The sequence below is a fragment of the Streptomyces sp. YS-3 genome, assembly GCF_045257485.1.
Lineage (GTDB): Bacteria > Actinomycetota > Actinomycetes > Streptomycetales > Streptomycetaceae > Streptomyces.
Genome location: NZ_JBJHPC010000094.1, coordinates 1 through 17,317 on the forward strand (window position 1 = coordinate 1; position 17,317 = coordinate 17,317).

At 72.2% G+C, this 17,317-nt stretch carries 15 protein-coding genes and 1 pseudogene; 7 read left to right on the forward strand and 9 right to left on the reverse strand.

Annotated features, from left to right (window positions below):
* Together ACJA3G_RS11330 and ACJA3G_RS11335 are read right to left on the reverse strand one after the other, a co-directional pair.
* Nucleotides 1-910, reverse strand: a pseudogene (locus ACJA3G_RS11330) (serine/threonine protein kinase); the annotation flags it as partial.
* 106 nt (nucleotides 911-1,016) lie between these two features.
* Entirely contained in the window at nucleotides 1,017-3,056 is a 2,040-nt protein-coding gene (locus ACJA3G_RS11335) for a protein kinase domain-containing protein (protein ID WP_406552794.1), read from the reverse strand.
* Between the two features lie 248 nt (nucleotides 3,057-3,304).
* On the opposite strand from ACJA3G_RS11335, the gene ACJA3G_RS11340 reads away from it, so the two are divergent.
* A complete protein-coding gene (locus ACJA3G_RS11340) occupies nucleotides 3,305-4,366 on the forward strand; it encodes a serine hydrolase domain-containing protein (protein WP_406552795.1) in 1,062 nt (353 codons plus the stop codon).
* An 84-nt stretch (nucleotides 4,367-4,450) separates the two neighbouring features.
* On the opposite strand, the gene ACJA3G_RS11345 is transcribed toward ACJA3G_RS11340, so the two are convergent.
* Nucleotides 4,451-6,157, reverse strand: a complete 1,707-nt coding sequence (locus ACJA3G_RS11345; protein WP_406552796.1) for a glycerol-3-phosphate dehydrogenase/oxidase — start codon at nucleotides 6,155-6,157, stop codon at nucleotides 4,451-4,453.
* 220 nt (nucleotides 6,158-6,377) lie between these two features.
* Between ACJA3G_RS11345 and ACJA3G_RS11350 the strand changes: the two genes are divergently transcribed.
* Nucleotides 6,378-7,622 carry a nucleotide sugar dehydrogenase gene (locus tag ACJA3G_RS11350; protein WP_406552797.1) on the forward strand — a complete coding sequence of 415 codons (1,245 nt, stop codon included), beginning with the start codon at nucleotides 6,378-6,380 and terminating at the stop codon, nucleotides 7,620-7,622.
* A 108-nt stretch (nucleotides 7,623-7,730) separates the two neighbouring features.
* Complete coding sequence (locus tag ACJA3G_RS11355; RefSeq protein ID WP_406552798.1) at nucleotides 7,731-8,222, forward strand: hypothetical protein; 492 nt, start codon at nucleotides 7,731-7,733, stop codon at nucleotides 8,220-8,222.
* Nucleotides 8,223-8,321: 99 nt separating this feature from the next.
* On the opposite strand, the gene ACJA3G_RS11360 is transcribed toward ACJA3G_RS11355, so the two are convergent.
* The 4 genes from ACJA3G_RS11360 to ACJA3G_RS11375 all read right to left on the reverse strand — a co-directional run bounded on the left by ACJA3G_RS11360 (nucleotide 8,322) and on the right by ACJA3G_RS11375 (nucleotide 12,743).
* The gene (locus ACJA3G_RS11360) at nucleotides 8,322-9,446 is read right to left on the reverse strand and encodes a GuaB3 family IMP dehydrogenase-related protein (RefSeq protein ID WP_358833560.1); all 1,125 of its coding nucleotides are present in this window, start codon (nucleotides 9,444-9,446) and stop codon (nucleotides 8,322-8,324) included.
* 131 nt (nucleotides 9,447-9,577) lie between these two features.
* The gene (guaB, locus tag ACJA3G_RS11365; RefSeq protein ID WP_406552799.1) at nucleotides 9,578-11,083 is read right to left on the reverse strand and encodes an IMP dehydrogenase; all 1,506 of its coding nucleotides are present in this window, start codon (nucleotides 11,081-11,083) and stop codon (nucleotides 9,578-9,580) included.
* A 217-nt stretch (nucleotides 11,084-11,300) separates the two neighbouring features.
* Complete coding sequence (locus tag ACJA3G_RS11370) at nucleotides 11,301-11,876, reverse strand: sigma-70 family RNA polymerase sigma factor (RefSeq protein ID WP_067163238.1); 576 nt, start codon at nucleotides 11,874-11,876, stop codon at nucleotides 11,301-11,303.
* 255 nt (nucleotides 11,877-12,131) lie between these two features.
* Entirely contained in the window at nucleotides 12,132-12,743 is a 612-nt protein-coding gene (locus tag ACJA3G_RS11375) for a response regulator transcription factor (RefSeq protein ID WP_003948568.1), read from the reverse strand.
* Between the two features lie 406 nt (nucleotides 12,744-13,149).
* Between ACJA3G_RS11375 and ACJA3G_RS11380 the strand changes: the two genes are divergently transcribed.
* Complete coding sequence (locus ACJA3G_RS11380; RefSeq protein ID WP_365105621.1) at nucleotides 13,150-13,482, forward strand: WhiB family transcriptional regulator; 333 nt, start codon at nucleotides 13,150-13,152, stop codon at nucleotides 13,480-13,482.
* Nucleotides 13,483-13,683: 201 nt separating this feature from the next.
* Here ACJA3G_RS11380 and ACJA3G_RS11385 read toward each other — a convergent pair whose 3' ends face one another.
* Nucleotides 13,684-14,580: a LysR family transcriptional regulator gene (locus ACJA3G_RS11385; protein WP_406552800.1), complete on the reverse strand. Its 897-nt coding sequence runs from the start codon at nucleotides 14,578-14,580 to the stop codon at nucleotides 13,684-13,686.
* An 81-nt stretch (nucleotides 14,581-14,661) separates the two neighbouring features.
* On the opposite strand from ACJA3G_RS11385, the gene ACJA3G_RS11390 reads away from it, so the two are divergent.
* Both ACJA3G_RS11390 and ACJA3G_RS11395 read left to right on the forward strand, forming a co-directional pair.
* Nucleotides 14,662-15,342, forward strand: a complete 681-nt coding sequence (locus tag ACJA3G_RS11390; RefSeq protein WP_406552801.1) for an MOSC domain-containing protein — start codon at nucleotides 14,662-14,664, stop codon at nucleotides 15,340-15,342.
* Between the two features lie 50 nt (nucleotides 15,343-15,392).
* Nucleotides 15,393-16,166 (forward strand): SDR family NAD(P)-dependent oxidoreductase, encoded by a 774-nt coding sequence (locus ACJA3G_RS11395; protein ID WP_406552802.1) that lies wholly within the window; start codon nucleotides 15,393-15,395, stop codon nucleotides 16,164-16,166.
* On the opposite strand, the gene ACJA3G_RS11400 is transcribed toward ACJA3G_RS11395, so the two are convergent.
* Complete coding sequence (locus ACJA3G_RS11400) at nucleotides 16,129-17,202, reverse strand: DUF2264 domain-containing protein (RefSeq protein ID WP_406552803.1); 1,074 nt, start codon at nucleotides 17,200-17,202, stop codon at nucleotides 16,129-16,131. The two genes, ACJA3G_RS11395 and ACJA3G_RS11400, sit on opposite strands and share 38 nt — an antisense overlap.
* Here ACJA3G_RS11400 and ACJA3G_RS11405 point away from each other — a divergent pair.
* Nucleotides 17,144-17,317 (forward strand): DUF2264 domain-containing protein (locus ACJA3G_RS11405; RefSeq protein ID WP_406552804.1); only part of this gene is annotated, 174 nt, incomplete at its 3' end. The genes ACJA3G_RS11400 and ACJA3G_RS11405 overlap by 59 nt on opposite strands.

Below are 17,317 nucleotides of genomic sequence, written 5' to 3' on the forward strand. Positions count from 1 at the left end.
GGTTGGGGCCGCCGTAGGAGTCGGACGCCTCGGAACCGTCGGCGTCCTGCTCGCGCGCGGAGTACGAGGCATGCGAGGCGTACGAGGAGTCGGGGTCATCCGTAGCGGCCGGGTGGCTCAGCTCGTCCGGGGAGCCCGGGGCGCCCGGCGCGTCCTGGAAGCGCGGCTCGCCCTGGGAGTTGGAGTCGTCCCGGGAGTTGGAGTCGTCCGGGGCGTTGTAGTCGTCCGGGGAGTCCGGCGCATCCCCCCACGCGGCACCGGCCGATTCGGCCGCCCCCCGCACGCCGAAGTCGTCGCTCTCCTCACCGAGCTGCGGCACCACCACATAGCCGCACAGCGCCTCCTCCGCCGCGCCGACCGCCAGTCCGGTCAGCATCACGCGGCCGTCATCGCATATCAACACCGTGCGCTCGGTGATGTTGCGGTGCGTCCAGCCGTGCGCGTGCWGCACGCGCAGCGCGGTCAGCACATCGGAGGCGACCTCCGCCGCCCGGTACGGCGCCATCGGCTGCTCGGCGAGGAGCGCCGCCAGCGGCCGGGCCATGACCAGCTCGCTGACGATCCACAGCGAGCCGTCCTCCGCGAAGACGTCGAAGACCTGGTCGAGGCGGGGGTGGTCGGGGATCTGCGCGGCTGCCTGGGCCGCCTCGATCGCCCGCCGCAGCGCCGGGTTGGCGGGCCGCCGCGCCGCTCCGACGCCGTACCCGTCTCCGTACCGCCCGTCCCCGTACCGCCCGTCCGCGCCCTGCACCTCGGCGTCCACGACCTCCGGCAGCGGCACCTGCCGCACCAGCACTTCCTGGCCGCTGTAGGTGTCAAAGGCCCGGGTCTCGACCGGCTCGTACTCGTCGGAGGAGGGCAGCGGCAGCCGATAGCGGTCGGCGAGCACCCGACCCGCGTAGTCGTCCACATCGCCTCCCCACAGCGTGCTGTCCCCCGGAACCCGTCAATTCCGGTCGTTTACCGGCCCATTGTGGCTGCGTACGGTTCGCGGGCTCTCACGATACGTGGCCTGCTCAGTCCTTGGGGCTGAACGTGTCGAACGCCGTCTTGCGCAGCGTCACGCACGCGTCGCCGTCCCACTCGGCCGACTTGCAGGTCACCATGATCGCGTAGCCGTGCGATCCGTCGACCTTGAAGCCGCGGTTGAGAATCCGGACCCGCTCGCCGCTCTGGTCGCGCTCGAACTGCCAGTCGGCGACCGTCGGGTACCCCTTGTAATCGACCTTCTGGATGCCGAGCAGGTGGTAGTTGCTGCTGCTCCCGGCGACCGCGCCGGCCAGCTCCAGCCAGGCCCGGCGGGCGTCGTCGGTCGGCTTCGCGTTGAAGTCGACCTGGACGCGCGGGAAGCCGCCGCCCGCCGCGTATATCCCGCCGGAGTTGTCCCCGGCTATGCCGATGCGGTGGAAGCCGGCGGGCATGGCCATGGAGAAGTGGAAGTCGGCGTCGGAGACCATGGTGTAGCCGCTGGGCAGGTTGGCGCCCGCGTTGCCGCCGTTGCCCCCGGACCCGGACCCGGAGGACTGGGCCCCGGAGGACTGGGAGGGCGCGGGCGACTTGCCGCCGCTCTGGCCCTGGCCCTGGCCCTGCGTCTGACCCTGCGTCTGGGTCTGGCCCTGGCCCTGCTGGCCGGTGCCCTGACCCGTGCCCTGGCCGCCGCCGGTCTTGCCGCTGCCGCCGCTTCCCGCGGTGGCGCCGCTGGACGCCTTGCTGCCGCTCTTGCCGTCGTTGCCCTTGTCGTCACCGCCGCTGAACGCGACCGCGAGCACCGTCCCGAGCACGGCCAGCGCCGCCACCACCGCGATGATCACCAGGGTGCGCCGCGGGACGACGTCGGTGAGCGGGGCCCGCACCGGCGCGGGCGGTCCGGACGGAGTCGACGGCCCGCCGGGCACCGACCCGGCGGAGGCGGTCGGCCGGCCGAGGGGCCCTGCCGCGACCCCGCCTCTGGGCTTCGCCTTCTCCTTGGCCTTGGCTTTGTCCTTGGCCGTGGCCTGCGCCGCCACCGCCGCGTTCCGTACGGACTTGAAGGCGCCGCGCATCCGGTCGGCAGCCGCGTCGGCCACCTCCTTCGCCTTGGCGCCCGCGTCACCCTTGGGCTCGCCGGGCACGGGGGGCAGCGCGACGACCCGGGTCACCTCGGACGACACCGGCTCCGGCGGCCGTACGGCCTGCTCGGGCGCGTGCAGCACCTCGGTGAGCAGCGCGCGCGCCGCCTCGTTGTCGAGCCGCTGCTCGGGGTCCTTGGCGAGCAGGCCGTAGATGACCTTCTCCAGGAGGGGCCCCGCGTTCGCCGGCGGGTCCACCGGCTCGGTCATCACCGCGGTCAGCGTGGCGATGGCGGAGCCCTTGTCGTACGGCGGGACGCCCTCCACGCACGCGTAGAGCAGGCCGCCCAGCGACCACAGGTCGGCGGCCGGGCCGGGCTTGTGGCCGCGGGCGCGCTCCGGCGAGATGTACGAGGGCGCGCCGACGAGCATGCCCGTCGAGGTGATGGACGGGTCGCCCTCGACCTGGGCGATGCCGAAGTCGGTGAGCACGACCCGGCCGTCCTCGGCGATCAGCACGTTGGACGGCTTCACGTCGCGGTGCAGGATGCCCTGTCGGTGTGCCGAGCGCAGCACGTCGAGGATGGCGAGCCCGACCTCGGCGGCCCGGCGGGGCGTCAGCACCCCGTCCTCGCGCACCGCTTCGGCGAGGGACTTGCCCTCGACGAGCTCCATGACGATCCACGGCCGGTCGTCCTCGTCCACGACGTCGTAGACCGTCACCGCGCTGGTGTTGCGGATCCGGGCGATGGCCTTGGCCTCACGCAGGGTGCGCGTGATCAGCCGGCGCTTCTCCTCCTCGTCGATGCTGCTGGGGAAGCGCAGCTCCTTGACGGCGACGGTACGGCCCAGCGTCTCGTCGACGGCCCGCCAGACCGTGCCCATGCCGCCACGGCCGAGCACATCCCCGAGCCGGTACCGCTCGGCCAGGAGTCGGCCCTCGGCTTTCGCGCCGGACTCCTTCCGCTCGTCCCGCTGGGGCTCCCGCGACTGCTCCGCCTCCGACATGCGTCCCCTCTGCGATCCCTGATCCGCGCCCGCACCGACCGCGTCCCGGCCGACGGCTCCCCGCAACTTGCCTCATGAGGCGGCCCGGTTCACCGCTCCGACCTGCTTCTGCTGCCGGGGGTCCGGGGGTTGGCCCCCGGGGGAGCGGCACCCGCCCTGGCAGAGCGTCCATTGTCTCTCACGCCGGGACCAATGATTGTCCCGGGTCCGCCGTCCGCCAAGATGTCCGGGGAAGGGGGACCACCACCGTGCCGAGACTCCGGGCGCTGCTCACCATGCCGCTGGCCATGGTGCTCTGTGGCCTGGGCATGACCGACCCGCCTGCCGAACCGGACCGTACCGGTCTGAAAGACCCACAGGCCACGGCGCTGGCACGGCTGGTCGCCCGCACGGGTACCCCGGCAGCGGCGCTCCTCACCGACGACGGCGACCGCTCCCGCTTCGGCACGGCCGGGTCCGGGCTCGGCCGCGACGACCGTTTCCGGGCGGGCAGCCTCACCAAGTCCTTCGTCGCCACGGTGGTGCTCCAGCTGGCCGCCGAGGGCAGGCTGCGCCTCGACGACACGGTGGAACAGCATCTGCCGGGCCTGGTACGCGGCCATGGAAACGACGGCCGCCACCTCACCCTGCGCTCCTTGCTCTCCCACACCAGCGGTCTGTTCCCCTACACGGCGGACAGCACCGCTCCGGTTCCCGTCACCCCCTCACAAGCTGTTCACACCGCGCTCACGCACTACCCCGGGCCGCCGGGCATCTACGCCTACTCCAACACCAACTACGTCGTTCTGGGCATGGTCGTTCAGCAGGTCACCGGCCATACCTACGCCGCCGAGGCCGATCGCCGCATCATCACCCCCCTCCACCTCACCGGCACCTCGTTCCCGGGTGCCCGCACCACGCTCCCGTCCCCGCACGGCCGCGCCTACTCCCCCGGCGGCCACGACGTCACCGAGCTCGACCCGCGCCCGGCCGGGGCCGCCGGTGAACTCATATCGACCCTCGCCGACCTGAGCCGTTTCTATGCCGCCCTGGTCGGCGGTGCCCTGCTGCCCGCGCCCCAGCAGCGCGAACTGCTCGACACCTCGGCCACCCACGGCGTCTACGGCCTCGGGGTCTACCCCGAGCGACTCTCCTGCGGCCTCACGGTCTGGGGCCACAACGGGCGTATATCCGGCAGTCTGGTCCGCGCTGCGGCCACCGCCGACGGTCGCCACACCGCCGTTTTCCGTATCAACTCCGACATCACGCTCAACCCCTCCCTCGAACTCTCGCTGCTCGACTCCGAGTTCTGCCCGGCGGCCGACCACTAGCCCCGGCCGTGCCACCGACTCCGGCCGCGCCCCTGACCCCGGCCGTGCCGGTTCCTCCCAACGGCCCCCGCCATCGGGCTCCCCCTAGAGCGGCACGATGTCCGGCGCGCCCAGCCGTGCCGCGTCCGCCGTCAGGTCGTCCGGCTGGCGCTGCGACTCACGCTCCGCCTCCACCCTCTTCTCGTAGTGCTCCACCTCCTTGTCGATCTGCTTGGTGTCCCAGCCGAGGACTGGCGCCATCAGCTCCGCGCACTCCCGGGCCGACCGCGTGCCCCGGTCGAAGGTCTCGATGGAGATCCGGGTGCGCCGGGTCAGGACGTCGTCGAGATGGCGGGCGCCCTCGTGGGACGCGGCGTAGACGATCTCGGCGCGCAGATAGTCCTCCGCCGCGCCGAGCGGCTCGCCCAGCGAGGGGTCGGCCACGATCAGCTCGATGAGGTCCTCGGCCAGCGATCCGTACCGGTTCAACAGGTGCTCCACGCGGACCACATGCAGACCGGTGCGGGCGGCGGTCCTCGCCCGCGCGTTCCACAGCGCCCGGTAGCCCTCCGCGCCGAGCAGGGGCACGTCCTCGGTGACGCAGGCCGCGACCCGCTGGTCCAGGCCGTGCACCGCCTCGTCCACCGCGTCCTTCGCCATCACCCGGTACGTCGTGTACTTGCCGCCGGCGATGACCACGAGACCCGGCACCGGGTGCGCCACCGTGTGCTCGCGGGAGAGCTTGCTGGTGGCGTCCGACTCCCCGGCGAGCAGGGGGCGCAGACCGGCGTAGACCCCCTGGACGTCGTCCCGGGTCAGGGGCACCGAGAGGACGGAGTTGACGTGTTCGAGGAGGTAGTCGATGTCCGCGCTGGAGGCCGCGGGATGGGCCTTGTCCAGGTCCCAGTCGGTGTCGGTCGTGCCCACGATCCAGTGACGGCCCCAGGGGATCACGAAGAGCACCGACTTCTCGGTGCGCAGGATGAGGCCGGTCGTGGAGTGGATGCGGTCCTTGGGCACGACCAGATGGATGCCCTTGGAGGCCCGGACGTGGAACTGTCCGCGCTCGCCGACCATCGCCTGGGTGTCGTCCGTCCACACTCCGGTGGCGTTCACGATCTGTTTGGCGCGGACCTCGTACTCCCCGCCGCCCTCCACGTCGCGCACCCGCGCTCCGACCACCCGCTCGCCCTCGCGCAGGAACCCGGTCACCCGGGCCCGGTTGGCGGTGTGCGCCCCGTAGCTCGCCGCCGTGCGCACCAGCGTGGCCACGAAGCGCGCGTCGTCCATCTGCGCGTCGTAGTACTGAAGCGCGCCGACCAGCGCTTCCCGCTTGAGGCAGGGGGCGACCCGCAGGGCGCCGCGGCGGGAGAGGTGGCGGTGGACCGGCAGGCCCCGGCCATGGCCGGACGAGACCGACATCGCGTCGTACAACGCCACGCCCGAGCCCGCGTACCACCGCTCCCAGCCCTTGTGCTGGAGGGGGTAGAGGAACGGGACCGGTTTCACCAGGTGCGGGGCGAGACGCTCCAGGAGCAATCCGCGCTCCTTCAGTGCCTCGCGCACCAGCGTGAAGTCCAGCATCTCCAGATAGCGCAGCCCGCCATGGATCAGCTTGCTCGACCGGCTGGAGGTGCCCGAGGCCCAGTCCCGCGCCTCGACGAGGCCGGTCGAAAGTCCTCGGGTCACGGCGTCCAGCGCGGTGCCCGCGCCGACCACCCCGCCGCCGACGACCAGCACGTCGAGCTCGCGCTCGGCCATGGCGGCGAGCGCCTCGGCGCGCTGCACCGGTCCCAGTGTCGCTGTCCTCACGGGTGCCTCCCGTTGATCGGGGTGGTCTGGCTCACACACTCGATTCTGGACGCGACCACCGACATCGGCCACCGCCTGTGGACAACACTCGGGCAACGCGGGCCCGGCAATACGGCATAACGGTCATATTTACTCTTAGTCTGACATTGCGTAACGCTCATTCTGTCCACAGGGCTTGCGCGTCATGTCCCCTCCGGTTAAGGGAAGGACGGTCACCCGCATGCCCGCAGACCTCGCCGTCATCGGACTCGGCCACCTAGGACTGCCCCTCGCCCAGGCCGCCGCCGCCGCGGGCATCGAGACCATCGGCCACGACACCGACCCCCAGGTGCTCGCCGAGCTCCGCGCCGGGCGGCCCCCGGTCGACGGCTCACTGTCCGCCGCCGAACTGCGCCGGATGCTCTCGGGGGGCTTCCGGACCGCCGGCGACCCGGCCGAGCTCGGCCGGGTCCGGACCGCCGTGATCTGCGCCCCCACCCCCCTGGGCGCCGACCGGACCCCGGACCTCGGCGCCGTGGCCGACGCGGCCCGCACCCTGGCGGCCCGGCTGCGCCCGCACACCACCGTGATCCTGGAGTCCGCCGCCTACCCCGGCACCACCGAGGACTTCCTGCGTCCGCTGCTGGAGTCGGGCTCGGGGCTCCGGGCCGGGCGCGACTTCCACCTCGCCTACTCCCCCAGCCGCCTCGACCCCGGCAACCGCACCCACGGCTTCGCCGCCATCCCCAAGGTCATCGGGGGTCTCACCCCCGCCTGCACCGAGTCCGCCGCCGCGTTCTACGGGCGGCTCACCGACAAGGTCGTGCGTGCCCGGGGCACCCGTGAGGCCGAGATGGCCAAGCTCCTGGAGACCAACTACCGCCAGGTCAACATCGCGCTCGTCAACGAGATGGCCGTGCTCTGCCACGACATGGGGGTGGACCTGTGGGACGTGATCCGGTGCGCCGAGACCAAGCCGTTCGGCTTCCAGCCGTTCCGCCCCGGCCCCGGCGTCGGCGGCCACGGCGTACCGCTCGACCCGACCCCGCTGCCGTACACGGGCCTGCGGATGGTGGGGCTGGCGCGGGAGATCAACGCCCGTATGCCGCAGTACGTCATCCAGCGCTCCACCACCCTCCTGAACGAACACGGCAAGTCCGCCCGGGGCGCGCGCGTCCTGCTGCTCGGCGTGACGTACAAGCCCGACCTCGCCGATCTGGAGGGCTCCCCGGCCGCCGAGATCGCCGGGCGGCTCATCGACCTCGGCGCGGCGGTGAGCTACCACGACCCGTACGTCCCGGACTGGCGCGTGCGCGACCAGCCCGTGCCGCGCGCCGACTCGCTCTACGAAGCGGCGGCCAACGCCGACCTCACCGTGCTGATCCAGCACCACCGCACGTACGACCTGCAAGGGCTCACGGTCAAGGCGCAGTTGCTGCTCGACACGCGCGGTGTCACCCCCGGGGGCGCCGCCCACCGACTCTGAAATGTGATCCCCGCGGCCTCGGGCGGTTGCTACTCTTCGGGTCGCCCGATCGCACAGCCGTGCGCATTCTCGGGCTCGCGCCTTCACTTACCTCGGGGGGATCCGAAGATGAGCCAGTCCTTTCCACCGCCACAGCAGCCCCAGCAGCCCCAGCACGAGTTCCCTGGCTTCGTCCCGGCCCCGCCGCCCGCGCCGGTCCGTGACAACTTCGCCGGCGGCCTGGTCACGGCGGTCGTCGTCGCCGTCGTCACCGCGGGCGTCTACGGCGCGCTGATCGGCGCCACCGAGCACGAGATCGGCTACGCGGCCGTCGGTGTCGGTTTCCTGATCGGCTGGGCCTCGGGCAAGGTCGGCGGACGCAACCCGGCCCTGCCGGTGCTCAGCGCGGTCCTCGCCCTCGGCGCGGTCTACGCGGGCCAGCTGGTCGGCGAGGCCGTCCTCGGCGCCAAGCAGCTTCCCGTCAGCACCTCCGAGCTGCTGTTCCAGCACCTGAGCCTGGTGAACGACGCCTGGAAGGCCGACGCCGACCCGATGACGTTCCTGTTCTTCGCGATCGCCGCCTTCGCCGCGTTCTCCGGCTCCAAGAAGGCCGCCGCGTAACCCCCGTACACGCGTGAGGGCCCGGACCGTCGAACGGTCCGGGCCCTCGCGCATACAGGGTGCGTACGCGGGCCGAGGCCCACGCGCGCGTGGCGGGCGTCAGCGCTTGTGCTGCGCGTCCGCCACCGTCACCTCGACGCGCTGGAACTCCTTGAGCTCGCTGTAGCCGGTGGTGGCCATCGAGCGGCGCAGGGCGCCGAAGAAGTTCATCGAGCCGTCCGGGATGTGCGAGGGACCGGTGAGGATCTCCTCGGTGGTGCCCACGATGCCCAGGTCGACCAGCTTGCCGCGCGGCACGTCCTCGTGGACGGCCTCCATGCCCCAGTGGTGGCCCCGGCCGGGCGCGTCCGTGGCGCGGGCCAGCGGGGAGCCGATCATCACCGCGTCGGCGCCACAGGCGATCGCCTTGGGCAGGTCGCCGGACCAGCCGACACCGCCGTCGGCGATCACGTGCACGTACCGGCCGCCGGACTCGTCCATGTAGTCGCGGCGGGCCGCGGCCACGTCGGCGACTGCGGTGGCCATCGGGACCTGGATGCCCAGGACGTTGCGCGTGGTGTGCGCGGCGCCGCCGCCGAAGCCCACCAGGACGCCGGCCGCGCCGGTGCGCATCAGGTGCAGGGCCGCGGTGTACGTGGCGCAGCCGCCGACGATCACCGGGACGTCCAGCTCGTAGATGAACTGCTTGAGGTTGAGCGGCTCGGCCGCGCCCGAGACGTGCTCCGCCGATACGGTCGTGCCGCGGATGACGAAGATGTCGACACCGGCGTCCACCACGGCCTTGGAGAACTGGGCCGTGCGCTGCGGGGAGAGCGCCGCGGCGGTGACCACACCGGAGTCGCGCACCTCCTTGATGCGCTGCCCGATCAGCTCTTCCTTGATCGGGGCGGCGTAGATCTCCTGGAGGCGGCGGGTCGCGGCGTCCTCGTCCATCTGGTCGATCTCGTCGAGCAGCGGCTGCGGGTCCTCGTACCGGGTCCACAGGCCTTCGAGGTTCAGCACGCCCAGACCGCCGAGCTCACCGATACGGATCGCGGTCTGCGGCGACACGACGGAGTCCATGGGGGCGGCCAGGAACGGCAGCTCGAACCGGTAGGCGTCGATCTGCCAGGCGATCGAGACCTCCTTCGGGTCCCGGGTGCGGCGGCTCGGGACGATGGCGATGTCGTCGAACGCGTACGCCCTGCGTCCGCGCTTGCCGCGCCCGATCTCGATCTCAGTCACGTTGTGTGGGCCTTTCCCTCTACGTCTGCCGGACCAGTATCCCCGACTTGTGTGTCACCGACATACGGGCGAGGGGCGGACCCGGGAATCCGGGGCCGCCCCTCACTCGGTCCACGCGCGCGTGGGCGTGGTCAGCGCTTGGTGTAGTTCGGCGCCTCGACCGTCATCTGGATGTCGTGCGGGTGGCTCTCCTTGAGGCCCGCCGAGGTGATCCGGACGAACCGGCCGTTGGCCTGGAGCTCCGGGACGGTCCGGCCGCCGACGTAGAACATCGACTGGCGCAGGCCGCCGACGAGCTGGTGGACGACCGCGGAGAGCGGGCCGCGGTAGGGCACCTGGCCCTCGATGCCCTCGGGGACCAGCTTCTCGTCGGAGGCGACGCCCTCCTGGAAGTAGCGGTCCTTGGAGAAGGACTTGCGGTCGCCGCGGGACTGCATCGCGCCGAGCGAACCCATGCCCCGGTACGACTTGAACTGCTTGCCGTTGATGAACATCAGCTCGCCCGGGGACTCCTCGCAGCCCGCGAGGAGCGAGCCGAGCATCACCGTGTCGGCGCCCGCGACCAGGGCCTTGGCGATGTCGCCCGAGTACTGCAGGCCGCCGTCGCCGATGACCGGGACGCCCGCGGCCTTGGCGGCGAGCGAGGCCTCGTAGATCGCGGTGACCTGCGGGACGCCGATGCCGGCGACGACACGGGTGGTGCAGATGGAGCCGGGGCCGACGCCGACCTTGATGCCGTCGACGCCCGCGTCGATCAGCGCCTGGGCGCCGTCGCGGGTGGCGATGTTGCCGCCGATGACGTCGGCGCCCCCCGCGTTCGACTTGATCTTGGCGACCATGTCGCCGACCAGCCGGGAGTGGCCGTGGGCGGTGTCGACGACGATGAAGTCGACACCGACCTCGATGAGCGCCTGGGCGCGCTCGTAGGCGTCGCCCGCGACACCGACGGCGGCGCCGACGATCAGCCGGCCTTCCTTGTCCTTGGCCGCGTTCGGGTACTTCTCGGCCTTCACGAAGTCCTTGACCGTGATCAGGCCCTTGAGGATGCCGGCGTCGTCGACCAGCGGCAGCTTCTCGATCTTGTGGCGGCGCAGCAGCTCCATCGCGTCCACACCGGAGATGCCGACCTTGCCGGTGACCAGCGGCATCGGGGTCATGACCTCGCGCACCTGGCGCGTGCGGTCGGACTCGAAGGCCATGTCGCGGTTGGTGACGATGCCGAGCAGCTTGCCCGCCGGGTCGGTGACCGGGACGCCGCTGATGCGGAACTTGGCGCACAGCTCGTCGGCCTCGCGCAGCGTCGCGTCCGGGTGGACCGTGATCGGGTCGGTCACCATGCCGGACTCGGAGCGCTTGACCAGGTCGACCTGGTTGGCCTGGTCCTCGATCGAGAGGTTGCGGTGCAGGACACCGGCGCCGCCCTGGCGGGCCATCGCGATGGCCATGCGCGCCTCGGTGACCTTGTCCATCGCCGCGGACAGCAGCGGGACGTTCACCTTCACGTTCTTCGAGAGGTACGAGGAGGTGTCGATCTGGTCGGGCGCCATGTCGGACGCGCCCGGCAGCAGCAGCACGTCGTCGTATGTCAGCCCGAGCATCGCGAACTTCTCGGGCACTCCGTCGACGTTTGCAGTCATGACACCTTCCCCATGGCCTTGATCGGTGCGGATGTCCATGCTAACGGGCTGGCGCGGTGTCTCATTCCATGAACAAGATCAACCCCATTCTTTGTACGTTCACACGGACACGGGGGTGTCGCTGCGCGCGCGTGGGGCGACGGTTCGCTACGCACGCGTGGAGCCTCGTACGGCCGTACGGGTGAAGGAAGACCGGCCGGGGCCGGGTGGGCCGGGACTACTGCTCGGCGAGTGCCCGCAGCCGGCTCAGCGCGCGGTGCTGGGCGACCCGGACGGCGCCCGGCGACATCCCGAGCATCTGGCCGGTCTCCTCGGCGGTGAGGCCGACGGCGACCCGCAGCACCAGCAGTTCGCGCTGGTTCTCCGGCAGGTTGGCGAGGAGTTTCTTGGCCCACTCCGCGTCGCTGCTGAGCAGCGCGCGCTCCTCGGGGCCCAGGGAGTCGTCGGGCCGCTCGGGCATCTCGTCGGAGGGCACCGCCGTGGAGCCGGGGTGGCGCATCGCCGCCCGCTGGAGGTCGGCGACCTTGTGGGAGGCGATGGCGAACACGAAGGCCTCGAAGGGCCGCCCGGTGTCCCGGTAGCGCGGCAGCGCCATGAGCACGGCGACACAGACCTCCTGCGCGAGGTCCTCCACGAAGTGGCGAGCATCACCCGGCAGACGGTTCAGCCGGGTGCGGCAGTAGCGCAGCGCGAGCGGGTGAACATGGGCCAGCAGGTCATGCGTGGCCTGTTCGTCGCCGTCGACGGCACGGTGAACGAGTGCACCGATCACCGTTGGCTCGTCGTCGCGCATCGGTCCATGGTGCCCCGGCGTCGCAGAATCCGTGGCACCGCGCCCGTAGTTGTGCACCGAAGCGTTATGAGCAGGTGCGCCGGAAGTCATCTCCTGCGCCCTCCCCTCCCGCTCGACCGACTCGTCCCCGAGGAACTCCACACCTTCAAGGATGCGGCATCGCGCGCGAAGCGTCACACGCCGCTCCACGGAGTGGGGGGACGGACCCGCCCGCCGACGGCGGACGGGGATCCGGCCGACCACGCCGTGGGCCGGTCAGCGCACCAGGCCCCAGCGGAAGCCGAGCGCCACGGCGTGTGCCCGGTCCGAGGCGCCGAGCTTCTTGAACAGCCGCCTGGCGTGCGTCTTCACCGTGTCCTCGGAGAGGAACAGCTCGCGCCCGATCTCGGCGTTGGACCGTCCGTGGCTCATGCCTTCGAGCACCTGGATCTCGCGCGCGGTGAGTGTGGGCGCCGCGCCCATCTCGGCCGAACGCAGTCTGCGCGGGGCCAGCCGCCAGGTCGGGTCGGCGAGCGCCTGGGTGACGGTCGCCCGCAACTCCGCGCGCGAGGCGTCCTTGTGCAGATAGCCGCGGGCGCCGGCGGCGACGGCGAGCGCCACCCCGTCGAGGTCCTCGGCGACCGTCAGCATGATGATGCGGGCGCCGGGGTCCGCGGACAGCAGCCGTCGGACGGTCTCCACGCCGCCCAGACCGGGCATGCGTACGTCCATCAGAATGAGGTCCGAGCGGTCGGCGCCCCAGCGGCGGAGGACTTCCTCGCCGTTGGCCGCCGTCGTCACGCGCTCGACGCCGGGCACGGTAGCCACCGCGCGGCGGAGCGCCTCTCGGGCAAGCGGGGAGTCGTCGCAGACGAGGACGGATGTCATGGCCGCCCTCCGCAGCTGATGCGCGTCACCTTGAGCCTCCAGGCTGGTTACGTATCGTCACCTGTGCGATTGACGCTCTCGGACACCTGCCCGAGCGCTTGTTCTCTCAACCGCTCCGCACTCTCAACGATGGTCACTCGAAAGAGTTACGGGTCGGACGGGCGCCTTCGGCACTCTACGTGAGGGGCCGTGTGCGCCGGGCGCGCACCGCGGGTCGCCCGCCGTTCGCTTGGAGGTATGCCCCATTTAGCGGCTTTTCTTCCCTTTTTCTGGTGTCTGTGGCTAGATTCGCAATGAGTCATATTTACATCTACTTACACCGTAGATGTACGTTCGTCGGTACACCCCAGTGATCCGGGGTACCCGGCCCATCCACCTCAGGCACGGCTTCAAGGGGATATGAGCAATGGCAGATTTCTCCCGCCTTCCCGGACCGAACGCCGATCTGTGGGACTGGCAGCTCCTCGCCGCATGCCGCGGGGTCGACAGCTCCCTCTTCTTCCACCCGGAGGGCGAACGCGGCGCGGCCAGGAGTGCGCGCGAGAACTCGGCGAAAGAGGTGTGCATGCGCTGCCCGGTACGCGCCCAGTGCGCCGCCCACGCCCTGGCGGTCCGTGAGCCCTACGGGGTGTGGGGCGGACTCACCGAGGACGAGCGCGAAGAGCTGATGGGCAGGGCGCGCAACCGGCTGGTGACGGCGGCGGGCGCGGGAGCGGGGGGCGACCGGGGGCACGGCTAGCACCGGGCAGCACCGGATTTCGCAGAAACGTTCCTGCGCCGGATGGCGCAGCACCGGGCAGTACACCGCCGACGCATCGTCGGCCATTGGCGCCGGGTTTCGGCGGGCAGCGCGCGGCGCGGCGGTACGCCTCGTCAGGGGCGGCCCCGCGCGGGTGGCGTGCGCCCCGCGCCGGTGCCGCGCTTCCGGGCGCCCCGAGGCTCAGGTGCGGGCGGCGGCTCCGGCCAGCTGGTCCAGGGTGGCCGCGACGGCCGGGACCCGGGCCAGGTCGGGCAGGGTGAGGGCGACGATCTCGCGCTCGACGGCGGGCTCCACCGTGACCGTCCGGGCCCCCTTGGGCCGTACCGAGGAGATCGCCAGCTCCGGCAGCACCGCGACCCCGAGACCGGCCCCGACCAGCCCGATCACCGCCGGGTAGTCGTCGGTGGCGAAGTCGATGCGCGGGGTGAAGCCGGACTCCTCGCAGACCTCGACGAGCTGGCGCCGGCAGCGCGGGCAGCCCGCGATCCACGGCTCGTCGGCGAGGTCGCGGATGTCGACCGTGCCGCTGCCGGCCAGCCGGTGGCCGTCGGGGACCAGGCCGACCAGGCGGTCGCTCAGCAGCGGACGTACGACCAGGTCGTCCCACTCCTCCGCGGTGGCCGCCCCGTACCGGAAGGCCAGCGCGATGTCGCAGTCGCCGTCGCGGAGCATCTCCACCGAGCGCGGCGGCTCGGCCTCGACCAGGGAGACGCGGGTGCCGGGGTGGGCGGCGCGCAGCGCGGCCAGGGCGCTGGGCACCAGGGTGGAGGAGCCGCTGGGGAAGGAGACGAGCCGGACCCGGCCCGCGCGCAGGCCCGCGATGGCCGCGACCTCCTCCTCGGCGGCGGTCAGGCCCGCGAGGATGCCGGAGGCGTGGCGCACCAGGACCTCGCCGGCCTGGGTGAGCCGGGTCTCACGGCCGGTGCGGATCAGCAGCGGGGTACCGGCGGACGCTTCGAGGGCCTTCATCTGCTGGCTGACGGCGGGCTGGGTGCAGCCGAGCTCGCGCGCGGCGGCCGAGAAGGAGCCGGTGGCGGCGACGGCGCGCAGGACACGGAGATGACGGGCCTCGATCACTTTACGAGCATAAGGGGTACTTGGGGGTAACGCGGCATATTGAGTAGCTGCTTTGAGACAGCTCGGGTTAGCGTGCGCGCCATGAAGCTTCTGTCTGTCAACGCGGGCCGCGCCACGTTCGTCGAGTACACCGATGCCGAGGGTGGCCTCACGGGCATCGGCAAGCAGCCGGTGGAGGGCGCGGTGGGGATCTTCCGGCCGGGCCCCAGGGGCGTGGGCGCCAGCGGCGTCGCGGGCGACGACGTGTGCGACAAGCGCCACCACGGAGGTGAGCACCAGGCGGTCTACGCCTACGCGCGCGAGGATCTCGACGCCTGGGAGAAGGAGCTGGGCCGCGAGCTGCCCGGCGGGATCTTCGGCGAGAACCTGACCACCAGCGGCCTGGACGTCAGTGACGCCCGGATCGGCGAGCGCTGGCGGATCGGGCCGGACGTGGTCCTGGAGGTGTCCTGCGCGCGCATCCCCTGCCGTACGTTCGCGGGCGCCCTGGGCGAGCAGGGGTGGGTCAGGCGGTTCACGCGGGCGGGCGCCCCCGGTGCGTATCTGCGGGTGATCGAGGAGGGCGAGATACGCGCGGGCGACGCGATCGAGGTCGTCCACCGGCCCGTGCACGAGGTGTCGGTGGCGTTCTGGTTCCGGGCGTTCACCACCGAGCGGGAGCTGCTGCCGCGCACGCTGGCGGCGGGCGAGGCGATGCCCGCGGAGGACCACGAGGCCGTACGCAAGTACCTGGAGCGGCGGGCCGCCCGGCCGGTCTCCTGAGCGCACGGGCCGTCACACCGCTGACACACGCGGGACGTTAACGTGCGCCTATGACGACTGCACTGATTACGGGAGCCACCGCGGGGATCGGGGCCGCCTTCGCGCGGCGGCTGGCCAGGGACGGGCACGATCTGGTGGTGGTGGCCCGCGACGGCAAGCGGCTGCGGGAGCAGGCGACCGAGCTGCACGACCGGCACGGCGTGGAGGTCGAGGTGCTGGTCGCCGACCTGTCCGCGGAGGACGGCATCGCGTCGGTCGAGGCCCGGCTCGCGGAGCGCCGCAAGCCGGTCGACCTGCTGGTGAACAACGCCGGGTTCGGCAACAAGGGCCGCTACCTGGACGTGTCCATGGACGACGAGCTCAAGATGCTGAAGGTGCACATCGAGGCGGTGCTGCGGCTGACGTCGGCCGCGACCGAGGGCATGCGCGAGCGCGGGCGCGGCGGGGTCGTCAACGTCGCCTCGGTCGCCGCGTTCGTGCCGCGCGGCACCTACGGCGCGTCCAAGGCGTGGGTCGTGCAGTTCACCCAGGGCGCGGCGCGCGACCTGGCCGGGACGGGGGTGCGGCTGATGGCGCTGTGCCCCGGCTTCGTACGGACGGAGTTCCACCAGCGGGCCGGGATGGGCACCGACAACATCCCCGGCTGGATGTGGCTGGATGCCGACAAGCTGGTGGCGACGGCGCTCTCCGACCTCGCGCGCGGGAAGACGCTGTCGATCCCGGACCCGCGTTACAAGGCGCTGATGGGTGTGGTGAAGCTGGCCCCGCGCGGGCTGCTGGGCGGGGTCACCTCGCGGACGGGCCGCAAGTACGGCCCGCAGTGAGCGGCTTGCCTTCCGTGGGCGCGGGACCGGGACCGGGRCCGGGACCGGGACCGGGACCGGGACCGGGACCGGGACCGGGACCGGGACCGGGACCGGGGCCGGGATGCGGGCCCCGATCGGGGCCGCCGTCGAGGACGAGCTCGGCCGTGGTCCCGTCCCGCCAGGTCACCTCGACCGTGTGACCCTCGGCGCGGACACGTGTGACCAGGGCGGACAGCGGGGCCGGGTCCTGCTCCGCCGTGAGGGAGACGAGGGCGACGAAGAGGGACGGGCCCTGCCCGGTGGTTCCTTCGAGGACCGCGACACGGGAGCGCGGGCCGAACAGGGTGGACCCGGCCTCCACCACGCGCGCGTGGGGCTCGTACCCGGCGACGGGGTGCAGCTGTCCCGTCTCCTCCGGCCGGGTGACGGCCCACCCCGTCTGGCGCGCCCGGGTGCCGGGCGGGGCGCCGTCGACCAGATGGGCGCGGATCTCGGCGCGGCCGTGGACGAGGGTGGCCGAGACGATCCGTACGCCGGGCAGCGGCCGTGACGCGGACGCGGCCCACCCCGGACCGTGGCCCACGGGCTCGGCGGGTCCCCGGGCCGTGACCGTGCCGTCGTCCAGGACGAGCCCGAAGTGGTTGTCGCGCACCTCCCCCGAGGCGGGTCCGGTACGGGTCGAGTACGCGAAGCGGGCGTAACAGGGGTCCTCGTCCGTCCCGGTCTGGCTGTTGCTGCCGTGGTTGTGCAGGCGTACGAGGCCGTCGGAAGCGGTGGACTGGATCAGGGTGTTGGGCGGGCGCAGCACCATCGCCGCGTCGCCCCGCTCCACCGGCAGCGGCTCCTCCACCGCCGTCCACACCGGGTGTTCGGGCGGCATGAGCAGACCGAGGAACCCTTTCGCCGCCCAGTACGGCGAGGCCGGGCCCGAGTAGCTCTGGACGATCGGCGGGTACGGGCCGTGCCAGCCCAGGGTGAGCAGACCCCGCTCGTCGGTGGCGCCCCGGCCGGGCTCGCCGTACTGGGCGGCGAAAGGGTTCCTCGGTCTGCTCATGCCGCCCGAACACCCGGTGTGGACGGCGGTGGAGGAGCCGCTGCCGGTGGAGCGGGGCGACGCGGCGATGGTGCTGCGCCCGCCCAACACCCTGATCCAGTCCACCGCTTCCGAC